The organism is Pantoea sp. DY-15, assembly GCF_019795935.1.
Classification (GTDB): domain Bacteria; phylum Pseudomonadota; class Gammaproteobacteria; order Enterobacterales; family Enterobacteriaceae; genus Pantoea; species Pantoea leporis.
The window spans coordinates 581,001-602,938 of record NZ_JAIMIF010000002.1 but is presented as its reverse complement, the minus strand read 5'-3'; the positions used below and the strand labels follow the sequence as shown (position 1 = coordinate 602,938).

Here is a 21,938-nt window from a genome sequence, read left to right as displayed (position 1 = left end):
CATCAGGGATTGATCAACTGCTGCAGTGCCGCGGCGCTGGTTTCATCGTCCGGCACATACACCAGCAGGCGATCGCCGTTGCGTGACGCCGACCACCAGTTATTTTGCCGCAGCGTCATTTCACCCACTTCGTCGCGGTAAAAGCGTTTCACGCGATTCTCCACCTGGCCCAATTCATAGCGCTGCCAGGTGTGAGCAAACTCATCTGAACTGTTCAGCAAGCGAGCAAGAAAGCTTTCCCAGTGCGGATCGCCAAGGTGCTCGCCCATCTGCCCGCGAAACATCGCCACCATCTGCGGCATCACTTCATCCCAGTCATTCAGCGCTTTGCGCCAGGTTGGGTGATTGAAGGCCAGCCAGATGCAGTTGCGATCTTCTGGCGCGATTTTGGCTAAATCCACGCCCATCAAGGCACACCACGCGGCGTTGTAACCGATAATATCAAAGCGCGGCGTCTCAATAATCGCCGGTAACTGGATCGCGTCGAGCATCTGCTGATTGTGCGCGGCAATTTTGCAGCAGGCGGCCACCACGCGCACCGAAGGTAACGCATGTCCGGCGAGCGAAAACAGGTGCTGCGTTTCCACATCGTTGCACTGCAACGCGCTAGCAATCGCCGTCAGGGTTTTCGGCGAGGCTTTGATATCGCGTCCCTGTTCCAGCCACGTATACCAGGTCACGCCAACATCCGCTAACTGCGCGACTTCTTCGCGGCGTAAACCCGGCGTGCGGCGATGGCGCATGCGTGGCAAACCGAGTCGGTTAGGATCGAGATTTTCCCGGCGCGTGCGCAGAAATGTACCGAGTAATTTGCGGTTGTTTTGTTCGGTGGTAACAGGCGCAGATGCCAGGCTCATAAGCAGATCCTTCGACAAGACGGGTAGTATTTATACCATGATAATCAAGAACTGGTACCCGTTTAACGGTTAGGTGATGCTATGCCGTACTGATAGCAAAAACAAGGTAAAACCGATGCAGACATCGCAACTTCAGCGCACAGGATTGATGGTCCTGCTTGCCGGGCAACTGCTGCCCATGATTGATTTTTCTATCGTTAACGTAGCGTTAGACGCGATGGCCCACTCGTTGCAGGCCACGGCGATTGAGCTGGCGCTGATCGTCGCGGTCTACGGCATCGCCTTTGCCATCTGCCTGGCGATGGGCGGTCGCCTCGGGGATAACTACGGCCGCCGCCGCGTGTTCCTTGCCGGAGTATGGATCTTCGGTATTGCATCTTTATTATGCGGCATCGCCAACAGCGTCGGCCTGTTGATGTTTGCCCGCGCGCTGCAAGGTGTAGGCGCGGCCTTTATCGTGCCGCAAATCCTTGCCACGCTGCACATCACGCTGAAGGGCAGAGCGCATGCGCGCGCCATCGGTTTGTACGGCGGCATTGGCGGGCTGGCCTTTATCATCGGTCAGGTGTTGGGCGGATTTCTCATCAAAGCGGATATCGGCGGCTACGGCTGGCGCAGCGTGTTCCTGATTAACCTGCCAATTTGCCTGTTTGTGCTGATCACCGCGCGCCGCTTTGTGCCGGAAACGCATAACACGCAGCGCGTGCCGGTGGATGTTAGCGGGACGTTGCTGCTGGCGGGCGCGATTGGTTGTCTGATGCTGGCACTGGCGCTCGGCCCGCTACTGCATTGGTCGTGGCCGTGCATCTTGCTGCTGGTGCTATTCCCGCTGTTTCTGCATCGTCTGCGCCAGAGTTCGCTGCGACTGGAAGCGGCAAATGGCGCGCCGCTGCTGCCGCCTTCACTGCTGCGTCTGCCCAGCGTGCGTTTTGGCCTGACGCTAGCGGTGCTGTTTTTCTCCTGCTGGAGCGGCTTTATGTTCTCAGTGGCGCTGACGCTGCAGGCCGGTTTAGGGCTGACGGCGTTTCAGTCCGGGAATGCGTTTATCGCATTGGGCGTGGCCTATTTTATCGGGGCGATGCAATCCACGCGCATCGTTGAGCGTTTAGGTAAGCGCGGCGCCTTGTTGATGGGCTGCGGCATTCAGATGGTTGGGTTGCTGGCCCTGATCGCCACGCTGCAACTCGCCTGGCCGCAGGTCGGTATTTTCACCCTGATTCCCGCGACGGTGCTGATTGGCTTTGGTCAGTCGTTTATCGTCAGCACCTTCTACCGCATTGGCATGAGCGGCGTGCCGCATCATCAGGCGGGCGCGGGCAGCGCGGTGCTGTCGACGGTTCAGCAATCGGCGTTAGGTTTAGGCCCGATGCTGCTGGGCGGTGTATTCACGCAGATCTATACGCACGGCAATCATCTGGCGGCAATCACCGGCACGCTCGGCGTTGAGCTGGTGTTGATGGCATTGCTGGTGATCTTCACCAGCCTCAATCGCCGTACGTTTCAGCCGGTAACGGCAGAAGGGTAATTCTTGTGAGCAGATTTCAGCAGGAGCTTTCCACCTTATTGTAAAACAACCGAAAATCCACAAGTCGCGCTGAATTTACCTTTGGCTCAGCGGTCTTTTTTCCGGAACATATCGCCGCAGTTAACGGGCTGAACCGCGTGTTCAGCCCGTTTTTATGTGGTGCGGAAGCAAGGCGCTTGAATCAGGCACAGGAAAAACGGCAGGCTCACAACAGATGAAGAAGATGTTAACCGGGTTACTTTTTATGGTAACCACCACTGCCTTTGGTGCAGATGATTTCACCCTAAAGGATATTCACTTTGCTGGGCTTCAGCGCGTCGCACCCGGCGCGGCGCTGCTGCATATGCCGCTGCGTGTTGGCGATCGCGTCAATGATGATGATATTCGCAACACCATCCGCGCGCTGTTCGCCACCGGCAATTTTGACGATGTGCAGGTGCTGCGTGACGGGGATGCGCTGCTGATTAAAGTCAAAGAGCGCCCGGCGATTGCCAGCATCTCGTTCTCTGGCAACAAAGCGATTAAAGAGGATCAGCTCAAGCAGAACCTTGATGCCTCGGGCGTGCGCGTGGGTGAAGCGCTGGACCGCACCACGCTATCGGATATGGAAAAAGGGCTGGAAGATTTCTATTACAGCGCCGGGAAATATACTGCCAGCGTCAAAGCGGTCGTCACGCCGTTGCCGCGCAACCGTGTCGATCTGAAGTTCATTTTCACCGAAGGCGTGTCGGCTAAAATTCAGCAGATCAACATTGTCGGCAACCACGCTTTTTCCGCTGACGAACTGATATCGCATTTCCAGCTGCGCGACGATGTGCCGTGGTGGAATTTGATCGCCGATCAGAAATACCAGAAACAGAAACTCTCGGGCGATTTAGAGACGCTACGCAGTTATTATCTCGATCGCGGTTACGCACGCTTTAACCTCGATTCCACACAAGTCAGTTTAACGCCGGATAAAAAGCATATTTACGTCACGATAAATATTCATGAAGGCGATGTTTATCATGTTAGCGGCGTAACGCTGAGCGGAAATATGGCCGGCTATTCCGCCGAAATTGAAAAACTGGCGCACATGCCGGCGGGCAGCTTATACAGCGGGGCAAAAATCAGCCAAAACGAAGAGGCGATTAAAAGCCTGCTCGGTCGTTACGGCTATGCGTTCCCGCAGGTGAATACGCAATCGGAAATAGACGACAGCGATAAAACCGTGCAGCTACACGTGAATGTCGATGCCGGGCGGCGCTTCTCAGTGCGACAGGTGCGTTTCTCGGGCAATGACACCTCGAAAGATGCGGTGCTGCGTCGTGAAATGCGTCAGATGGAAGGCGCATGGCTGGCGAGCAATCAGGTGGAGCAGGGCAAGGCGCGCCTTAATCGTACCGGTTATTTTGAAAGCGTGGATGTTGATACGCAGCGCGTGCCGGGCAGCCCGGATCAGGTGGATGTGGTGTACAAAGTGAAGGAGCGCAATACCGGCACCTTTAACGTTGGGCTGGGTTACGGCACCGACAGCGGCATCAGTTATCAGCTTGGTGTCAGCCAGGATAACTGGATGGGCACCGGCAATACCGTGAGTTTTAGCGGCACGAAAAACAGCTATCAAACTTATGTCGAAATCGCCGCCACCGATCCCTATTTCACCGTGGATGGGGTGAGTCTGGGCGGCAAACTGTTCTACAACGATTACAGCGCGGAGGATAACGATCTTTCCGAATACACGCTGAAGAGCTTCGGCGCGAGCAGCACGTTAAGCTTCCCGATCGGCGAAAACAGCAGCGTGAACAGCGGACTGGATTACGTCTATAACCGTGTCAGCAATATGGCACCGCAGGTAGCAATGTGGCGCTATCTCGGTTCGCAAGGCATTCATCCAAAAGTCATCACCAGCGATGACGACGATGACGATGCCACCGTGGCGGACAAATTTACCGCCAACGATTTCTTCTGGAATATTGGCTGGAGCTACAACTCGCTGGATCGTGGCTTCTTCCCCACCTCGGGCGTGAGCGCCGGTTTCAACACCAAAGTGACCATTCCAGGTTCCACCAACAGTTATTACAAAAGCACGCTGACCGCCAACGGCTACTTGCCGCTGAGCAGCGACCATCGCTGGGTGCTAATGGGCCGCAGTAAAGCCGGTTACGCCGACGGTTTAGGCGGCAAAGAAGTGCCGTTCTACGACAACTTCTATGCCGGCGGTTCCAGTTCGGTACGCGGATTTTCTTCCAACACCATCGGCCCAAAAGCCGCCTATTACCGCTGCAGCGGCAGCGAAAGCAGTTACGGTGCTTGCCCGGTGGAGAAATCGGATGATGCGGTGGGCGGCAATGCGATGGCGGTGGTGAGCGCGGAGCTAATTGTTCCAACGCCGTTTATCAGCGAGCGCTATGCCGATTCGCTACGCACTTCATTGTTTGTCGATGCCGGCACCGTGTGGGATACCGGCTGGCAGAACACCGCTGCCACCAAAGCGGCGGGGATTGCCGATTATGGCGATCCCAGCCAGATTCGCGTATCAAGCGGCGTGGCTTTGCAATGGCAGTCACCGCTGGGGCCGCTGGTATTTTCTTATGCGTTGCCGATTAAGAAATATGAGGGCGATAAGTCAGAGCAGTTCCAGTTTAATATCGGTAAAACCTGGTAGATGTACTTAATCCGTTAAAGGTTGAGAGGAGTTTTACATTATCTTTAAACGGTGAAGACAGAATAAAATAGCCAGCAGAGTAAAATAGCCGTTGTGAAATGCTTAAGGAATGAGTGTTCGCGAATATCGTTGTTATGCATGCGATGAATTTTATTTCGCCACCCAGGTTTGGGTGGCTTTTTTATTTGTTAGAGCGGTCGCCATAAATGGCGACCCTACGACGGCCGTGCAAACAGACGATTACGATTCGCTTAAACGCATTCCCGTCTCTGCATCAAACAGATGAATTTTCTCGGCGTTAAAGCCCAGCGTAATGCTGTCGCCGCTCACCGCTGCGTGGCGACCGGCGATCTGCATATGCAACGGCTGACCGTGCCATTCGAGATGCAGCAAAGTTGATTCGCCGGTGATCTCCACCACTTTCACCAACGCTGCGGCGTTGCTGCTGGCTTCCAGCAGATCGTGCGGGCGCACGCCGAGCGTCACGGCTGCGCCTGCACGCTCGCGCGCTGCCGCTTGCCAGCGCGCGGGCAGCGGCTGCCACAGATCCTGACACTGCACGCCGGGCACGCCATCGCGGGTGATCAACTGTGCCGGTAACAGGTTCATCGGCGGTGAGCCGATAAAGCGTGCGACAAAGGTATCCGCCGGACGGTCGTAAATCGCCAGCGGCGCGCCTTGCTGCACGATGCGGCCATCCTTCATCACCACAATTTGATCGGCCAGCGTCATCGCCTCAACCTGATCGTGCGTCACATAAACCATGGTGGTTTTGAAACGCTGATGCAGTGATTTGATCTCGGCGCGCAGCTCCATACGCAGCTGCGCATCGAGGTTTGACAGCGGCTCATCGAACAGGAACACTTTGGGATTTCGCACCATCGCGCGGCCCATCGCCACGCGCTGACGCTGTCCGCCCGATAGCGCACGCGGATAGCGCTGCAACAGCTTATCGATGCCAAGAATTCCGGCGATGCGCGCAATTTTAGTTTGCTGCTCCTCGCGCTTCACCTTCTTCACCTGCATGTGAAACGCCAGATTCTCCGCCACGGTTAAGTGCGGATAAAGCGCGTAGCTCTGAAACACCATGGCGATATCGCGGTCGGCCGGATCGCGATCGTTGATCTGTACTTTATCCATCAGGATCGCGCCATCCGACAGGCTCTCCAGCCCGGCCAGCAAACGCAGCAACGTCGACTTCCCGCAGCCGGATGGGCCCACCAGCACGGTAAAACTGCCGTCAGGAATGGTGAGATCGAGCGGATGCAGCACCGACTGTTTTGCGTAGCGTTTGGCCACTTTTACGAGTTCAACACTGGCCATAATTTAAAACTCCTGGGAAAGTTGCAGTTGATGCCAGTCGGGATAACGACGCGGCAAGGTGCTGATAGCCAGTGACGCCACCGAAATACCCCATTGCAGAGCCGTATTAAGATCTTGCTGATGCAGCAGGGCGGTGAGAAATCCGGCGTTAAAACTGTCGCCTGCGCCGATGGTATCCACCACCGTGACCGCACGCGCTGGCTGACTCGCTGCATGTTCGGCCTGCCAGCAACGTGCGCCTTGCGGGCCGCATTTCACTACGCAGCCGCCGCGTCCGCTCAGCTGCTGCGCCAGCATGTGCGCGCTGGCAGGCAAGTCGTCTTTCGCCGCCAATCCCAGCGTTTCCACCTCATTGAGCAGCAGCCAGTCGCACAGCGGTAGCCAGTGCGTGACCTGCTGACGCACTTCGTTTGTCCAGCCCTGCGGCGGCCAGCCGGTATCGACGGCGGTGACAAAGCCGCGCTGCTGTAACTCGGCGAGCAGCGCAGGATAATCGTTATACAGATGCAGACACAAAAAGGTGCCGCACAGCAGCACGATATCGCCGTCAGATGCGGTAGCCGGCAGTTGATCCAGCACATCCTGCGCGGTGAGTTGCACAATATGGCCGAGATTACTCAGGAAAGAGCGTTCGTGATCCGAATGCGTCACGCCAACGGTAAGCGAGGTTTCGCAGCTGTAGCGCGTCCAGTGCGCAGCGCTGTGCGGAAAATGACTTGCCAGCCAGGCGCTCAGGCCATCATTGCCCTGATTGGCGACCGCGCGATGGCGCACCTGCATCGCTTCCAGCGCCAGCGCGCAGTTGCCCGCCGAACCGCCAGGACGCAGTTCGCTGTGATTCAGCATCACTTCAGTACCGCGCTGCGGCCAGTTATCCAGCGTGCCCATGATCAAATCGACATTAATGTTGCCCACCACATACAGCGTGGCGGTGAGTTTCTGCTCCATCATCCTTTGCTCCCGCCACTGGCAAGGCCGCTAACCAGCGTCTTCTGCAGCCAGATGGCAATAAACAGCGGTGGCACCGACGCCAGAATGCCGACGGCAGCGATCAAGCCATCATCGGTGGCGCGTCCGGCGGTAAATCCGGCAATGGTGACCGGTAAGGTTTGTGCGGCGATATTGCTGGTAAACAGCAGCGCATAGAAAAATTCGTCCCACGCCAGCAGCCAGCCAAACAGTGCGGCGGCCCCCAACACCGGCTTCGCCAGCGGCAGCGTAATGCGTAACAGCACTTGCCAGACGCGCAGGCCGTCGAGCCGCGCCGCCTGCTCAATATCCTGCGGCAGCGTATCGAACTGGTTTTTCAGCATCCAGGTAAGGAACGGCAGAATCAGCGAGCAGTAAACGATGATCAATCCGGGCCGCGTGTTGAGCAGATCGAACTGCTGCAACAGGAAGTAGAGCGGCAACACGAACGCCACCGGCGGCACCATATAGATGGCAAGTGAGGCGAACAGCCAACCGTCGCGCCCGCGATAGCGCGAGAAGCTGAATGCCGCCGGAATCGCCAGTAATAAGCAGATAATTGTCGCGCCGGTGGCGACTAAAAGGCTGTTGCCGAGCGCATGCAGAAACAACACCCCCGGCTGGCCCGGCTCCAGCGACAGTAGCTTGCCGTAGCGGGTGAAATCCCACTGGCGCGGCAGCCACTCCAGCGGCACGCGGGTGAGATCGCTGGCGGCGCTGACGCTCATCAAAAACAGCCAGCCCATCGGCGCTAACACCGAAAACGCTACCAGCAGCGCGGCGGCGTATTTACCGACATGGCGCAATTTAATCTTCATGAGCGCTTCCTTTGCGGCGCTGGCGCCACAGTAACAACATGTAAAGCGTGATCAGCACCGCGCACAGCAAGGTCATCAACATCGCGTAGGCCGCGCCGCTGCCGGCCCGCAAGTAGCTAAACGACTCCTGATACACGTAGAAACTCAGGGTTTTGGTGCTATCGACCGGACCGCCGCGCGTCATCACGTAAATGATGTCGAAGATTTTGAAGGCGTCGATGGTGCGCAGAACCAGCGCCACGCTGAGCGGGCCAACAATCGCCGGGAAGGTGATGGCACGAAAACGCCGCCACGCCGATGCGCCATCCAGCCGTGCGGCTTCAAACAGATCGTCGGGAATCGATTGCAGTGCCGCCAGCACCAGCAAGGTCACCAGCGGATAGTTTTTCCAGATATCGGCGAACATCACCGCGTTGAGCGCCGAATTCGGCGAACCCAGCCAGCTGCGATAGCCATCAATGATCCCTAACTGCGTCAGCAGGGCGTTGATGCTGCCATAATCCGGGTTGAAATTCAGACGCCACATCATGGCGTTAACGATGGTCGGCAGCGCCCACGGCAGAATCACCAGCACCCGCAGCACGTTACGACCGGCGAATTTCTGGTTCAGCAACAGCGCCACCAGCACGCCGATCACGCCTTCAATCGCCACCGACACCACGGTGAAATAGAGCGTGCGCCACAGCGAGCTGCGGAAATCCGCATCGGTGATGGCGAACAGGTAATTTTCAAAGCCAATCCAGCCCGGCGCTTCACCGCTGCCGATCAGGGCGGCATCGGTGAAACTCAGCCAGATAGTGCGTAACAGCGGCCATGCGGTGAGCAACAGCATCACCAACAACATGGGTGCCAGCAGCACCCATGCCTGCCGTTGTTCGCGTTGACGCAAACTCAGCATTGTTGCCCCTTAGCGCAGACGCGCCGCACTCTTATCTACCGCTTGCAGCGCGGCATCTGGCGTTGCGCTGCCCACCAGCACCTGCTGCAACTGCTGCTGCAGCGTGTTGGAGAGACGCGAATAGTCAGCAGTTTCCGGACGCGACAGCATCACGTTAAGCGACTTATCCGCCGCCGCGATCAGGCTTTCCTGGTTTTTCAGCACCGCCGGATCCTGATACGAGCTTTTCCAGATCGGCAGACTCAGCGTGGCGTATTTATTCTGCACCGGCTGTGAAGTCATGTAGCTGATGTATTGCCATGCCTGATCCGCATGCGTGCTGCCTTTAGTGATGCCAAGGCCCATCGAACCGTTTACCGCACCGAATTTGCCCGGCGCATCGCCTGGCGCGGGAACGATGCCCACCTGACCGGCGACCTTACTTTGCTTCGGATCGTTGGCCATGTTGTACATGTAGGTCCAGTTAAGCGCGAAAGCCGCATCGCCATTGGAGAAGGCTTTACGCACATCCTCTTCCAGATATTCGCGTGAAGCCGGATTGCTCAAGCCTTCATCCAGCGAGCTTTTCATCAGCTTCACCGCTTGCAGCGAGGCCGGTGAGGAGAAATCGAGTTTGTCGTTGTTATAGAACTTGCCACCGAAACCTGATACCAGCGTGGTGTAATCGCACACCAGCGCTTCCGCCTGCGACCAGCTCCACACCAGCGGATATTTCACGATGTTTTTCTGCTTGATGATGCGCGCGTCATCCATCACCTGCTGCCAGGTTTGCGGCGGCGTGGTGATACCGGCTTTTTCCAGCATCGCTTTGTTGTAATAGAGATATTTGGTATCGAGGATCCACGGCATGCCGAGGGTTTTGCCTTTGAACTCAACGGTGTTCATTGCGCCGGGGAAAATCTGCCCTTTTTCATCAGCGCTGATGCGGCTGCTGACGTCCTGCAACAGATCGAACTTAGTGAATTCTGCCGGCCAGATGGCATCGAACAGCACCACATCGTAGCCGTTACCGCCCGCGCCACGCGCCGCAACAATTTTGTCATGCAGCGCTTCGTACGGCACAAACTCAAGATTAACCTGCACGTCTGGGTGCGTTTTCTGAAACGCCTGCGTCATGGCGCGGATATCATTTTCGCTATACGCCGCCTGCGTCATAAACAGCGCATTCAACGTGGTCGCCGCTGCCGCGCTGCCTACGCTGGCTAACAGAACCGCTGCAAAACATCCTTTTATGACTGGGTTGAATCGGATTTTCATGGTGTTTTCCGCCTTGATGCAAAAAGAGGGTGTTTTATTAAATCAATTTGATGGATTTAATAACGCGCACAGGTTGTCAGGTTGCTGCGGCTGACATCGGTTAGCTAAAGCAATTGACGTGCCAGGGCATAAATCTCGTTTGCCGCTGGACACTACTTTGCACAGATTTTGGCCGCTGTCAGGTAAACAGATTGTAAAATGTGTGGGTGGTCATAGATATTCATTTGGGTTTTGAAGGAGGGCAGTTGTGAAAGGTGGAGATAAGCCGTTTGCAGAATGCATTGTTTAGGTGCAGATGCGTGATGACTTGCTGCATGAAGGCGCATTTCATTACGACGAAATGCCGTTATCAGGAGCTTGTTAGGATGAGGTTTTTTGCTGATGGCACAGCCGCGCGTGATAACGAGCATTAGCAGCGCTTGGGGTGGGTAATGACCTGGCTGGATGAACGACGTGCAATATCCAGCTAAACAAACTAACGTTTAGTCCGCTATGAGCGAGAAGCGGACCTTTAGTGAGAAGCGGTAAGCCATACCCGCTGTAATGAGATTTGAATATTCAACTAAATTTCTGGCAGATCACTGTTTTTTTAACTCTCTAAGATATTTATAAACGGTTGTACGTCCCAGTGAAAGTACGCCCGCTATGTAATCGGCTGCATTCTTTGCACGAAAAGCACCCTCACTGTGCATGCTCTGTACCAGATTTTTCTTCTGTTCTCGCGTCAGAGCGCTCAGCGATGTACCCTCGCGTCGAATCCATTCATGCAGAAAAGTATTGATATTCTCCTGCCAGTCATCACGGAAAAGTTGTTCTGGCTGAGGCTGAAGCCGCGTAACGGAAAGAAACATGTCAAGCGCGTTCCTGGCGTCTTCAAACACCGCTGTGCAGAGGTTAATGCAAAGAAGGTAACCCGGTGTCTTATCGTCTCCTGTCGCGATCGTGACGGAGCGCATTTTTTTTCCGTCCCAGTTGAGCTTTTCATATGGGCCGCTTACCGGTGCCAGTTTGTCCTGTTGAAAATCATCAAGACCCGCATCATCGCCTGGCTTGCGCTTTGAAAGATTGTTCGCAATGTAGGCCACAGTGCCCGCTTCTACATCGTGGATAACGACTTCCACGCTCGGAAAGAAAAGCGCGGCAATACCGTCTGCAACTGACTTCAGCAAACTCAGCTGGACATTGTCCGGGCCGTGCATATTTACCATTTTCATATCCTCATTCCGTGCGATTGGTGCAGATTGAAATAATGCCGTTTTTCCGGGGGCGAACCATATCATGATGTACCTGATAAATACTGCATCGCTGGCTAAGCAAAACGATATTCCGGTACCGCTATAGAAATCTCCGGAATCCGTCATTGTTCCGCCATCTCATACCTGAACGGCAATGCCAGGCCACATAAAACCATCTTGTAAACAATTTGTGCATAATGTACTTTTAAGTACACACCTTACCACAGGCCAGCCAGTTTGGCGGTCCGTCAGGAAAACATATGCATTCCAAGGGCATCCCCGTTATTACCGCAGAACAAACCGCAGAAATCCTTCTGCATGTCGATGTCAAAGAGGCCATGCGCCGGGTCTTTACCAGTCTTGCGCGTGGACAGGCTGTTCAGCCTGCACAGAAAGTCGTCCTGCTGCCAAACTGCAGAGGGGACTTCATAAACTATTTTGGCGCGGATATGTCTCGCCAGATGCTCGGCGCGAAAATATCGCCTTATCTTGTAACTGAGCATAAGCCGGTCATTACCGCCTGGACGCTGCTTATGTCTGCAAGTGATGGTATGCCGCTGATGCTGTGCGATGCCTCTCTGCTGACCATAGAACGCACGGCTGCCACCACTGCGCTGGCTGTAGAGCTACTGGCTCGGGAAAGCGCACAGATATTAACGGTCATCGGCACAGGACCTGTTGCGCGCGCTCATATCCGCCATGCCCTGACGCTGCGCAACTGGAAAGAAATCAGGATCTGGAGCCGGAGCGGCTCACAGTCAGCTGAATCTATCCAGCGTGAATGCGGGCTGACTGAAGGGATGTTGAAAATCTGCCACAGCGCAGAAGACGCCGCAAAAGATACAGATGTACTGATGTTATGCACCTCCTCAGCAACACCGGTCATCGATGTGAAACGACTGATCCGGCCCTGCCTGATTACGTCCATCAGCACGAACGCGCCAGGTGCGCACGAGGTTTCTCCCCGGGCACTACAGGAAATGGACGTTTACTGTGATTACAGGCAGACCACTCCCTCGCACGCAGGCGAGATGGTCATCGCGGCCCGCGAAACTGGCTGGAGCACCGGGGATATCCGGGGGGACTTACCGGAATTGGTCACTGGAAGCGCCATCAGCCCCAGTTACAAACGACATGCATTTTTCCGCTCCCTGGGGCTGGGGCTGGAAGATGTGGCAATTGCAGACAGCGTGCTGTCTTACCTCAAAGAACAGGATAAATAAGATGAAAATCAGACCGTTTGGTGTAGAGCAGTGGATGAATGATTGGGAAAACAACTGTAAATATAATCTTGCCGAAACCTGTGTTGAATCCCTGACCATGCAGCAACTGCTGGACATGACCGGTAAACCCCGGAAGGTTCTGGATGACATGCTGAATATTAAAATGACTTACGGGCATATCACCGGTTCACAAAGACTGCGTCAGCTCATCTCTGAGCAATACAGCAAACAGTCGGCTGAAAACATTCTTATCACGCACGGCGCAATCGGGGCTAACGCCCTGATTTATGAGACCCTTGTTGAGCCGGGTGACACGATAATTTCCGTTTTGCCAACCTATCAGCAACATTATTCTATCCCTGCAAGTTACGGGGCGAACGTCAGAATTCTGGCTTTGCGTGAAGAAAATAACTTTCTTCCCGACCCGGAGGAGCTGAAATCGCTCATTGATGACAAAACAAAGCTTATTGCCATTAATAATCCGAACAACCCGAGCGGATCGCTGATGGATGAAACACTATTGAAGGAAATCGTAGAGGTTGCACGAGCAGCAGATGCCTGGCTGCTGTGCGATGAAGTCTATCGCGGTACCAATCAGGAAGGCGATGGTTATGGTCCCGCAATCGCTGACCTTTATGAAAAAGGTATCAGCACCGCCAGCATGTCCAAGTCTTACTCGCTGGCCGGTCTGCGCCTTGGATGGATAGCCGGTCCTCATTCTCTGCTCAAAGAGGTTGAAATCCACCGTGACTATACAACGATCAGCGTGGGCGTGCTGGATGACTACTTCGCCTCACTGGCGCTGGAGAACCGGGACAAAATTCTGGCCCGCAATCATAAAATATTACGTGATAACCTTCAGATGCTTGACGCCTGGGTCAATTCAGAGCCGCTCATCAGCTATGTCAGACCCCGCGCCGGGACCACTGCACTGCTGAAATATGAGCTGCCGATCAGCTCGCGCGAATTTTGCATCCGTCTGCTGGAACGTTACGGCGTAATGTTTACCCCCGGCGAGGCGATGGATATGGAGGGATATGTACGCATCGGATTTGCCAACAACAGAGAAGTTCTGAAGCAGGGGCTGCCTCTTGTGAGTCGCTTCATTAAAAAGCTCGCAGAAGATATAAGTTAATCGTCTTTCGCCCGAATCTCCTTTATACGTGCGCTGGCAATATCTGAAAAGCGCAATAACCGGCAAAGCGGCTTGTTGCTGAAGAGATTCAGACGCCGCTGAAACCATCGAAAGGATATAATTCATGCATGACAAAACCTTCTACTCGGTGCAAACAGCCGTTCCTGTCGGACATATCGCCTGTATCGTCACGCATCTTGAAATGTCAAAAAGGCCCGAGCGAATCGACATAGAGCTTCCTGAAGGTATTACTTTACGCAGGATCATTAACCCCGCTCCTGAAGAATATAAAAAATTGTACCGTAAAATTGGCGGAGACTGGCTCTGGTGTTCGCGGCTAATGATCAGTGAGAAGGAGCTGGAAGAGATACTTACCAGCCACGGCACAGAGGTTTTTTCAGTACAGAGCAATAATGAAGATGTCGGCATGTTTGAGCTGGACTTCAATACGCCCGGTCAGTGCGAATTGTCTTTTTTCGGAATTGATTCCTCACTGACCGGCAAGGGACTCGGTAAAGCATTGATGAGCTCAGTGATGGATAGGGTCTGGGCCCGTCCAGTCGAACGTTTCTGGGTGCATACCTGCACTTTCGATCATCCTGCTGCTCTGCGATTCTATCAGCGTGTAGGGTTCAGGGCTTATGCCACAGAAATTGAAATACTGGCTGATCCACGATTAACAGGCCATCTGCCAACTGAATTTTCCCAACATGTCCCCCTTATTGTTTAAACATCTGTAACGCATTTATTGCCAAAGAACGTTATACGTATCAACTCTAACCCAGAAAGCGATAACAATTATGAATGTCCGCTTTTGGCACGAAGCTGCCTCAGGTAAGGATCCGATGGCAGCCACGAGCGAAGAGCCGACACAGATTTCGCCCGGACTGACGTGGACGTAGCCGTCTCAAAAATTAATAAGCAACTCACCCTCACTAACTCGAAGGTGTTGCCAAAAATTCCGGTCGCTGTTCGGCCAGCAATGTAAATCCGGTTACTTCCGGATACAACGTACGGCTGAAGGTATCCGGAAGCATCAATTCTGTAAAACGCCAGGCTACTGCGATGCTGATACCGGCCACGGACAGCATGTCAGGATGACTTTCCCGCAGCCCGTTCTCCAGCGTCTGCAAGGCACCATGAAGTTGTTGAGTTACCCGATTCAGCCAGGGTTGATGCTGTTTTTCTACCGGTCTGAGACGCTGTTCGTACACAATCTGCACCGCTTTTTCACAGGCAGCCAGGGCGAATCCGGTAAGATGCAAATCTCTCAGATCTTCCGCTCTGGACGCTGATGTTGGTGCAGGTGAATGACCGAAATATTTCTCAAGGTAATTAATGATTAATGTTGAGTCGATAACTACCTGATTATCATCTGTAATAAGCGTCGGAACTTTAACGGCAGGGTTAATTTTCGTTAAGGCATCAAAATCGCTGAATACAGAGATCGGCCGATGTTCAAATTGAATACCTAATACTTTTAAGTAAATAGCAACCCGTCTGACGTAAGGTGAATCCAGCATTCCGATTAGGATCATGGCGCTACCTCATATTATGTTGATTAACAAAATCAATTAACTGTGCGGCGACAGCTAAGGGGGCATCTTCCATCAAGAAGTGTCCGGCGTGTTCATAGATATGCAGGGTGGATGAGACAATGTCGCGTTGTAAACGCCTTCCATACTCAACGGGTTGCCACTCATCTTCGGCGCCCCATAAAATCTGCACAGGCAGCCGGAGTTGCGGCAATTTTTCTGCAAAGTCACTGGTGTAACAGGCACTATAATGCGCAACCTGATGCTGATAAAACGAGGGCTGGCCCACCACGCCACAAAGAGGTGCGAGATAACTTTCCAGCCGCTGCTCTGTCATAAGATGCTTATTAAAAACAGCCATCTTTAACTGTCGAGACATCGCGCGATAATGCTCAGTGGCAGGGATCAGCGCATAATCCACATAGTTATCCCGCATAGCTTTCCATGTGGGCGAAGGCCAAGAGTTGTAACTCGGAATATCGGCAATCGTAAGCGTCTTCAGCAGGGATGGGTTGTCGAATGCCAGTCTGAGTGAAATTGCCCCGCCGATATCGTGACCAAAAAGATGTATTTTTTTGAGCTGCCAGTGTTCCAGCAGTTTCAGCAGATAACCGACTTGTGCGGAAACCGAGGTATCAGCCGTCAACGGGCGCTCTGATGCGCCGAACCCAGGCAGGTCATACAGGTGAACGTGAAAACCTGCATCGACAATTGCCGGCACCAGTGACTGCCAGATTACCGAGTGTGCGGGCGTGCCATGAACCAGCACCAGAGGTGTACCTGAACCATGGACCCCGGTCGCAATGCGACAACCTTTTATCAAAACGTCTTCATTCAGTAATGGGTTGTTAGCGGACATTAGCTTTCTCCATTGTGATTGTTTCTTCCAGGCTATCCGTTGACTGCCTATGACACCAGTGACATTGTTTCCATCTGTAAACCCACTTTTGTCATACAAAAATGAATAAACGACTCTCTGTTGATGCGCTCAGAGTATTCAGAACCGTGGTGCAAACGGGCAATATGAGTAAGGCTGCATTACTTCTTAACCTGAGCCAGTCTGCAGTAAGCTGGAAGCTCAAAAGGCTAGAAGATCAACTTCAATGCCAGCTACTTACGCGCACCGCCGGAAAAGCCGTTCCGACAGAAAAGGGCAGCGTTCTGCTACGCCATGCGGAAAAAATACTCACTGAACACGATCATGCCGTGGCGTATTTTTCGCCTTCGGAACTACGTGGCAAGCTGCGAATTGGGGTCACTGAACATATCTCAATGACAGAAGTATGCGGGGTCATTTCAACCTTTACTCACCATCACCCCGAGGTGGATGTACAACTGGTGGTGGAGCAAAGTCATCTCCTGCGTCAGCATTTTTCTGAAGGAAGCCTGGAAATTATCTTACATCAGGATTTCACGGGCACGGCCTCGCCGGAAGATAGGGTATTGTGGAGTGAAAAATTATACTGGTACGCAACGCCTGCCTGGCGGCATGAATCAGATAAGAGCCTGAAACTTATTACCTGGGGACCGGATTGCTTTTACCGTAACCTGGCTGAGGAGAAACTTCGCCAGGCAAAAATTCCATTTGCAGTGATACTGGAGTGTCCTTCAGTAGCAGGTATGCTTGCGGCGATAACCACAGGGCTGGGAGTAGGAATACTCAATCAATACAGCGTAGAGAAAGCGATTTGTAATGTGTCTGAACTTGAGAAATTGATGCCTCTGCCGTCGGTTGATTGCCTGCTTCGCCTGAATAAACATCGCTTAAATCCAGCAAGCGAGGCCTTCTGCGAGATGCTGATTAAGCTGATGCAAAAATAGCAATAGTGTATTGGCTACTATTAATTGATGAAATTTTCGTGTTGTTAGTAATGCCCGCTTCCGGCACAAAGCTGCCTGTGGAGAACGCATGTCCATTATGGGGCGAAAACCGATAAATGCGGATCGCTGTTCGGCCAACTTTGTGAAGGTGGCTACTTCCGGACTCTGCACGGATCATGGTATCCGGCAGCATCAGTTCTGAAAACGTCACGCCACTGTGATACTGATAACGGCCAATGACAGCCTGTGATGCTGTATATAAACTCGCTGTCCCGCTTTTTTACAGGCCACGAGGGCGAATCGCAGGAAGGTGCTGATGGGCGGGGATCGATGAGCAACTGCGCATGATCAATAGCTTACCCACACCGCAGTATGGGTAAGCACGATCCGCGAATCAGTTGAATACCATTCCGCCGTCGATCAGTAGCGATTGGCCGGTCATGTAGTCGGAATCCGGTCCCGCCAGAAATGCGACGCATGCGGCTACATCTTCCGGTTCAGATAACCGGCCCAAAGTAATGCGTTTTGCAAATTCCTGCGTCCCAAAGCCAGCCGGTTTACCCGCCGCTTGTGAAATTTGCCTGTCGATCGATTCCCACATGGGGGTTTTAACAATACCCGGACAGAAGGCATTGACCGTAATGCCTTTCGACGCAAGATCTTTAGCCGCTGTCTGCGTCAGCCCGCGAACGGCAAATTTGCTGGAGCTATAAACTGCCAGCTCCGGATTGCCGACGTGTCCTGCCTGAGAGCAGGCATTAATGATTTTGCCACCGTGCTTCTCCGCGGAAAAAGCGCTAATCGCCGCCTGCATCCCCCAAATCACACCCTTAACGTTGACGTTATAAACCTTATCAATAATCTCCTCGGTGATATCGGTAATCGGTGTTGATGGCGCAATACCGGCGTTGTTCACAATGACGTTGAAATCACCCAGCGCATGGCGCGCTTCTTCAACGGCGTGAAAAACCTTATCGCGTTGGGTGACATCAACCTGCAGCGCGATGGCCTTTCCTCCTGATGTGACAATCTCATCAGCGACATGCTGCGCCGTTTCAAGATTGAAATCCGCGATGGCTACGGAAAAGCCGTCTTTTGCCAGGCGTAAGGCAATGGCTGCGCCAATGCCCTGTCCGGCGCCGGTTACAAACGCAACTCTGTTTTTCATAATCATGTCCTTTCAATTAGAGAATTTGACTCAGGTGTAACTGACTCATCAGTAGCGGGTTATCGCTGTAGTCGACCGGAATTGCGACCACAGCAGGGCCGCTGACATCCATTGCTTTGCGCAATGTTGGCTCAAGTTCTGCCGCACTGTTAACGGAGAAGCCGGCTGCGCCAAAAGCTTCGGCATAGGCTTTAAAATCCACCGGACCGAAACTGACGCCTGAAATGCGCTGATACTTTTTCTCTTCCTGCATGGCGACCATGTTATAGGCGTTATCAACCCAAATGATGTGCAGGATATTGGCCTTCAGCCTGACGGCAGTTTCCAGTTCCATGCTCGATTGCAAAAATCCGCCGTCCCCGGAGACCGACACCACCTTGCGTGAAGGATCAACCAGCCAGGCACCAATAGCCCAGGGTAGGGCGACACCCATGGTCTGTTGACCATTAGAGATCATGATTTGGCGCGCACGGAAGCTATACAGATAGCGCGCTATCCAGATATGAAAGCTTCCCATATCAACGGTAAGGCTGATGTCAGAGTTAATGATGTCTTGCATCGCATGGACGATGCGCAGAGGATGCAGCGCAAATTGATTTAAGCTGGCACCTTGCATCGCCAGTAATTGCCGTTGCTGCTGGCGGTCTTCCAGTACAGTGGCCGCAGAGTGGCTTAGCGTTAATGGTGAGAGGATACGGGCGGCAATCTTGCATACGGTCTGCGCAATGTCGCCTACCAGTTCAGCGTCGGGCTGGTAGCGGTTATCCGTATCAGCCGGTAGCACATCAATATGTACCAGGATGGCTTTGCCGCTGTTCCACATTGCCGGCTCATACTCAACCGGGCTATAACCGATAGTGATGATCAGGTCCGCCTGCTGTAATAACCGGTCTCCTGCCTGGTTGTTAAATAATCCAACCCGTCCGGCAAACCTTGAGAAGTGCTCCTGTCTGACTGCGCCTGCAGCCTGGTAAGTACTGGTCACGGGGATCTGGCTTTTTGACAGCAGTTCATGGATTGCGGCGCTATTTTCTGGTTGGCTGGCCATCAGGCCCAGCAGGATGACCGGATTTTTCGCCCGGCTGATTTCCTGGCTGACAGCCTCAATTAAGGCATCGGGGGCCGCGCCCAACTTAACGTGTCCACTGTTTTGCAAAGGGCTGCCGGAAACCGGCTGATCAACAATATCCTGCGGTAGGCTGATAAAGGCACCTCCACCGCGTCCGTTTTCTGCATGACGAAATGCGTTAGAAATACATTCGGTCAGTGCGGAGGGGGCGGTGACCTCAACAGCATATTTCGTCACCGGACGAAACATCGACACGGTATCCAGGCTCTGGTGAACCTGTTTGGCGCTATCCGATCGTTTCACCGCTCCGCCAATAGCCACCACCGGGTCGCCTTCGCTGGTGGCGGTTGCCATGCCGGTAACCAGATTCGAGCAGCCTGGTCCGGAGGTCACAAGTGCAACACCGGCATGTCCCGTAAGTCGGCCTACCGCTGCGGCCATAAAGGCAGCATTTGCCTCATGCCTGACAGGGATGAGTTGAATGGGAGAATCCACTAGCGAATCAAACACTTTGTCGATTTTGGCTCCGGGGATGCCAAACACGTGGTTTACGCCTTGTGCTTCAAGCTGCGCGACCACGAGATCGGCGCCGCTGTTCCAGTGAGTGTGGGTTTTTAACGTTTTCATATTGCCCCCCTATTGTTAGCTTTCGACGGCGCGAATGGCTTCATCAAGATTGTGCGGCGTGAGCTCTGCCTGAAGAAATTCGGTATCCCGGGGTAGATCAATGACAAGCTTGTTGATGGAGCCAAAGGTCAGCGTTCCCTCCTTCAGCACATAATCAAGGATGTGCCCACCGCCTTGCCGGTCATCCGTAATAAAGTGCTCGTGATAACCCGCCACGTTGATTCCCTGCATGTACTGCGGCGTACGGAAGCCAATCAGTTCACCCTGCGTCTCTTTAAATGCGAAGGTTGGCTGATCGCCCAGCACTTCCGGCATCGAGCGATAAGGGCGACATTGGCAGGGAACGGTTCGAGTCCGTACGGCATGAAAGCGACCACTGATACGCATGGCACAGAATTGGTTATCTGAAGTGATTTTGCTGTCGATAACCTGATGAACCTCTTCTCGCGTGGCGGTTTCAGTAAAGCGGTGGCGATTTTCAGGTTTGAAAAAAGTCATCACAGCAAACGGCGTTTGTTGCTCGGGCTGGGCAGGATTGGCGCTGCCATCGGAGCGTAACTGATAGACCTTGCTGTCGAAGGCAATGAGTTCTCCATCCAGCTGGTTGAACGTACCCAGGCCAAAATCGCCTTTCTTTAACAGATCGGACACCGTGGTGGATCCGTCATAAACACCGCTTAGCAGCGCGCTCATCAGTGAAGTCTGATAGATAACCTTTTCTGGTGAATCATCATGGAGTTTAAAGACGGTTTCTTTCAGCTGTTCCTCGCATGAACAGGCAGATACAAAATTACACATTTGCCACCTCGCAAACCAATAGTTAAGCCGTGTTAATATCATGGTGGGCTTTTTGGCTTAACGAATCCAATAGCGAAACCTGTTAACTTTGAGACGTTTTTGATATGGAACTTCGCCATCTGCGTTATTTTGTTGCTGTCGCCGAGACGCTTCATTTCACCCGCGCTGCAGAAATGCTCGGCATTTCTCAGCCACCGCTGAGCCAGCAAATACAGCGGCTGGAACATGAGATTGGGACACCATTGCTGAAACGCCTGACGCGCGGCGTTGAACTCACCGAGGCGGGAAGGGCATTCCTAAATGACGCCACTGAGATTGTGCAGCTGGCCGACCATGCGCTTGAGAAAGCCCGTGGTATGGCGCGGGGTATAAGCGGACAGATGTCGCTCGGGTTTGCCAGTTCTGTCGCTTTCGGGGCACCCGTGTTTGACCTTCTTCAGCGTTTTAGAGCGCGTTATCCGGCAATGGAACTCATTGCCAGGGAAGAGAATATGGCTTTGCTGATGCAGGATCTGCGGGATGGGTTGCTTGATGCGGCGTTTATTCGTTTGCCGTGTGAAAGCAGCAAAGCGTTCAATTTGAAAGTCATCGCTACCGAAAGAATGATGATTGCGTTACCTGCGGGCCATGCATGTAGCTCCTCTGGCACCATTGCATTAGCGCAGCTGGTGGACGAAACATTGATTATGTTTCCGCGTGAAGTCGCTCCCAGCCTGTATGAGCTCATCGTCAGCACCTGTCTGCGCGCGGGGTTCACCACAACACGATTTATTCAGGCTCCCCAAATCACCTCGTCTCTCGGCATGGTTGGAGCAGGTTGCGGCATCGCGTTGGTACCAGAGTCCATGTGCTGTGTGAACAACCCGCATGTTACATTTTGCGAAATAGAGAATAACACCCTGTTTACCGATATCGCCTTTGCCTGGCGGCGCAACAATCCCTCCAGGACGGTGATGCATCTACTCAGTTTGATTAGCCAGTGATACGGCTAACTCTGTGACATTGATGCAGTGCTTGATCTTTATCGAATGAT

General features: G+C 53.4%; 19 protein-coding genes. 7 read left to right on the top strand and 12 right to left on the bottom strand.

Going from position 1 to position 21,938, the window contains the following annotated elements:
* Positions 1 to 2: 2 nt before the first annotated feature.
* Positions 3 to 857: a helix-turn-helix transcriptional regulator gene (locus K5Y32_RS11465; RefSeq protein ID WP_222183893.1), complete on the bottom strand. Its 855-nt coding sequence runs from the start codon at positions 855 to 857 to the stop codon at positions 3 to 5.
* 115 nt (positions 858 to 972) lie between these two features.
* Here K5Y32_RS11465 and K5Y32_RS11460 point away from each other — a divergent pair, with 115 nt between their 5' ends.
* Together K5Y32_RS11460 and bamA are read left to right on the top strand one after the other, a co-directional pair.
* On the top strand, positions 973 to 2,382 hold the full coding sequence (locus K5Y32_RS11460; RefSeq protein ID WP_222183892.1) for an MFS transporter: 1,410 nt from the start codon (positions 973 to 975) through the stop codon (positions 2,380 to 2,382).
* A gap of 214 nt (positions 2,383 to 2,596) precedes the next feature.
* Entirely contained in the window at positions 2,597 to 5,029 is a 2,433-nt protein-coding gene (gene bamA, locus K5Y32_RS11455; protein WP_222183885.1) for an outer membrane protein assembly factor BamA, read from the top strand.
* A 240-nt stretch (positions 5,030 to 5,269) separates the two neighbouring features.
* On the opposite strand, the gene K5Y32_RS11450 is transcribed toward bamA, so the two are convergent.
* From K5Y32_RS11450 to K5Y32_RS11425, 6 genes are all read right to left on the bottom strand, one after another.
* The gene (locus K5Y32_RS11450) at positions 5,270 to 6,352 is read right to left on the bottom strand and encodes an ABC transporter ATP-binding protein (protein WP_222183883.1); all 1,083 of its coding nucleotides are present in this window, start codon (positions 6,350 to 6,352) and stop codon (positions 5,270 to 5,272) included.
* A 3-nt stretch (positions 6,353 to 6,355) separates the two neighbouring features.
* Positions 6,356 to 7,300: a carbohydrate kinase family protein gene (locus tag K5Y32_RS11445; RefSeq protein ID WP_222184311.1), complete on the bottom strand. Its 945-nt coding sequence runs from the start codon at positions 7,298 to 7,300 to the stop codon at positions 6,356 to 6,358.
* Positions 7,300 to 8,139: a carbohydrate ABC transporter permease gene (locus tag K5Y32_RS11440; RefSeq protein WP_222183881.1), complete on the bottom strand. Its 840-nt coding sequence runs from the start codon at positions 8,137 to 8,139 to the stop codon at positions 7,300 to 7,302. The genes K5Y32_RS11445 and K5Y32_RS11440 overlap by 1 nt, the downstream gene beginning before the upstream one ends.
* Entirely contained in the window at positions 8,129 to 9,037 is a 909-nt protein-coding gene (locus K5Y32_RS11435) for a carbohydrate ABC transporter permease (protein WP_222183879.1), read from the bottom strand. Before K5Y32_RS11435 ends, K5Y32_RS11440 begins: the two co-directional genes overlap by 11 nt.
* Before the next feature lie 9 nt (positions 9,038 to 9,046).
* Positions 9,047 to 10,294: an extracellular solute-binding protein gene (locus K5Y32_RS11430; protein WP_222183877.1), complete on the bottom strand. Its 1,248-nt coding sequence runs from the start codon at positions 10,292 to 10,294 to the stop codon at positions 9,047 to 9,049.
* A gap of 578 nt (positions 10,295 to 10,872) precedes the next feature.
* Positions 10,873 to 11,508: a transcriptional regulator gene (locus K5Y32_RS11425; RefSeq protein ID WP_370635105.1), complete on the bottom strand. Its 636-nt coding sequence runs from the start codon at positions 11,506 to 11,508 to the stop codon at positions 10,873 to 10,875.
* Positions 11,509 to 11,789: 281 nt separating this feature from the next.
* Here K5Y32_RS11425 and K5Y32_RS11420 point away from each other — a divergent pair, with 281 nt between their 5' ends.
* The 3 genes from K5Y32_RS11420 to K5Y32_RS11410 all read left to right on the top strand — a co-directional run bounded on the left by K5Y32_RS11420 (position 11,790) and on the right by K5Y32_RS11410 (position 14,617).
* Positions 11,790 to 12,752 (top strand): ornithine cyclodeaminase family protein, encoded by a 963-nt coding sequence (locus tag K5Y32_RS11420; protein WP_222183875.1) that lies wholly within the window; start codon positions 11,790 to 11,792, stop codon positions 12,750 to 12,752.
* Position 12,753: 1 nt separating this feature from the next.
* Complete coding sequence (locus K5Y32_RS11415; protein WP_222183873.1) at positions 12,754 to 13,887, top strand: aminotransferase; 1,134 nt, start codon at positions 12,754 to 12,756, stop codon at positions 13,885 to 13,887.
* 124 nt (positions 13,888 to 14,011) lie between these two features.
* Entirely contained in the window at positions 14,012 to 14,617 is a 606-nt protein-coding gene (locus K5Y32_RS11410; RefSeq protein ID WP_222183871.1) for an N-acetyltransferase, read from the top strand.
* Between the two features lie 205 nt (positions 14,618 to 14,822).
* Here K5Y32_RS11410 and K5Y32_RS11405 read toward each other — a convergent pair whose 3' ends face one another.
* Both K5Y32_RS11405 and K5Y32_RS11400 read right to left on the bottom strand, forming a co-directional pair.
* Positions 14,823 to 15,425 (bottom strand): glutathione S-transferase, encoded by a 603-nt coding sequence (locus tag K5Y32_RS11405; protein WP_222183869.1) that lies wholly within the window; start codon positions 15,423 to 15,425, stop codon positions 14,823 to 14,825.
* Between the two features lie 4 nt (positions 15,426 to 15,429).
* Positions 15,430 to 16,281 (bottom strand): alpha/beta fold hydrolase, encoded by an 852-nt coding sequence (locus K5Y32_RS11400; protein WP_222183867.1) that lies wholly within the window; start codon positions 16,279 to 16,281, stop codon positions 15,430 to 15,432.
* A 101-nt stretch (positions 16,282 to 16,382) separates the two neighbouring features.
* On the opposite strand from K5Y32_RS11400, the gene K5Y32_RS11395 reads away from it, so the two are divergent.
* On the top strand, positions 16,383 to 17,243 hold the full coding sequence (locus K5Y32_RS11395) for a LysR family transcriptional regulator (RefSeq protein ID WP_222183865.1): 861 nt from the start codon (positions 16,383 to 16,385) through the stop codon (positions 17,241 to 17,243).
* A 394-nt stretch (positions 17,244 to 17,637) separates the two neighbouring features.
* On the opposite strand, the gene K5Y32_RS11390 is transcribed toward K5Y32_RS11395, so the two are convergent.
* The 3 genes from K5Y32_RS11390 to budA are packed head-to-tail and all read right to left on the bottom strand — an operon-like array spanning position 17,638 to position 20,905.
* Positions 17,638 to 18,411: a (S)-acetoin forming diacetyl reductase gene (locus tag K5Y32_RS11390; RefSeq protein ID WP_222184307.1), complete on the bottom strand. Its 774-nt coding sequence runs from the start codon at positions 18,409 to 18,411 to the stop codon at positions 17,638 to 17,640.
* Between the two features lie 16 nt (positions 18,412 to 18,427).
* Positions 18,428 to 20,107 carry an acetolactate synthase AlsS gene (alsS, locus tag K5Y32_RS11385; RefSeq protein ID WP_222183862.1) on the bottom strand — a complete coding sequence of 560 codons (1,680 nt, stop codon included), beginning with the start codon at positions 20,105 to 20,107 and terminating at the stop codon, positions 18,428 to 18,430.
* A gap of 15 nt (positions 20,108 to 20,122) precedes the next feature.
* A complete protein-coding gene (gene budA / locus K5Y32_RS11380) occupies positions 20,123 to 20,905 on the bottom strand; it encodes an acetolactate decarboxylase (protein ID WP_222184305.1) in 783 nt (260 codons plus the stop codon).
* A gap of 104 nt (positions 20,906 to 21,009) precedes the next feature.
* Here budA and K5Y32_RS11375 point away from each other — a divergent pair, with 104 nt between their 5' ends.
* Positions 21,010 to 21,888 (top strand): LysR family transcriptional regulator, encoded by an 879-nt coding sequence (locus K5Y32_RS11375; protein WP_217547631.1) that lies wholly within the window; start codon positions 21,010 to 21,012, stop codon positions 21,886 to 21,888.
* Positions 21,889 to 21,938: the final 50 nt, after the last annotated feature.

Bases quoted from the DNA above. Each gene is read 5' to 3' on its own strand.
- K5Y32_RS11465 (WP_222183893.1), bottom strand. From the start codon at position 857: ATGAGCCTGGCATCTGCGCCTGTTACCACCGAACAAAACAACCGCAAA.
- K5Y32_RS11460 (WP_222183892.1), top strand. From the start codon at position 973: ATGCAGACATCGCAACTTCAGCGCACAGGATTGATGGTCCTGCTTGCC.
- bamA (WP_222183885.1), top strand. From the start codon at position 2,597: ATGAAGAAGATGTTAACCGGGTTACTTTTTATGGTAACCACCACTGCC.
- K5Y32_RS11450 (WP_222183883.1), bottom strand. From the start codon at position 6,352: ATGGCCAGTGTTGAACTCGTAAAAGTGGCCAAACGCTACGCAAAACAG.
- K5Y32_RS11445 (WP_222184311.1), bottom strand. From the start codon at position 7,300: ATGGAGCAGAAACTCACCGCCACGCTGTATGTGGTGGGCAACATTAAT.
- K5Y32_RS11440 (WP_222183881.1), bottom strand. From the start codon at position 8,139: ATGAAGATTAAATTGCGCCATGTCGGTAAATACGCCGCCGCGCTGCTG.
- K5Y32_RS11435 (WP_222183879.1), bottom strand. From the start codon at position 9,037: ATGCTGAGTTTGCGTCAACGCGAACAACGGCAGGCATGGGTGCTGCTG.
- K5Y32_RS11430 (WP_222183877.1), bottom strand. From the start codon at position 10,294: ATGAAAATCCGATTCAACCCAGTCATAAAAGGATGTTTTGCAGCGGTT.
- K5Y32_RS11425 (WP_370635105.1), bottom strand. From the start codon at position 11,508: ATGAAAATGGTAAATATGCACGGCCCGGACAATGTCCAGCTGAGTTTG.
- K5Y32_RS11420 (WP_222183875.1), top strand. From the start codon at position 11,790: ATGCATTCCAAGGGCATCCCCGTTATTACCGCAGAACAAACCGCAGAA.
- K5Y32_RS11415 (WP_222183873.1), top strand. From the start codon at position 12,754: ATGAAAATCAGACCGTTTGGTGTAGAGCAGTGGATGAATGATTGGGAA.
- K5Y32_RS11410 (WP_222183871.1), top strand. From the start codon at position 14,012: ATGCATGACAAAACCTTCTACTCGGTGCAAACAGCCGTTCCTGTCGGA.
- K5Y32_RS11405 (WP_222183869.1), bottom strand. From the start codon at position 15,425: ATGATCCTAATCGGAATGCTGGATTCACCTTACGTCAGACGGGTTGCT.
- K5Y32_RS11400 (WP_222183867.1), bottom strand. From the start codon at position 16,281: ATGTCCGCTAACAACCCATTACTGAATGAAGACGTTTTGATAAAAGGT.
- K5Y32_RS11395 (WP_222183865.1), top strand. From the start codon at position 16,383: ATGAATAAACGACTCTCTGTTGATGCGCTCAGAGTATTCAGAACCGTG.
- K5Y32_RS11390 (WP_222184307.1), bottom strand. From the start codon at position 18,411: ATGAAAAACAGAGTTGCGTTTGTAACCGGCGCCGGACAGGGCATTGGC.
- alsS (WP_222183862.1), bottom strand. From the start codon at position 20,107: ATGAAAACGTTAAAAACCCACACTCACTGGAACAGCGGCGCCGATCTC.
- budA (WP_222184305.1), bottom strand. From the start codon at position 20,905: ATGTGTAATTTTGTATCTGCCTGTTCATGCGAGGAACAGCTGAAAGAA.
- K5Y32_RS11375 (WP_217547631.1), top strand. From the start codon at position 21,010: ATGGAACTTCGCCATCTGCGTTATTTTGTTGCTGTCGCCGAGACGCTT.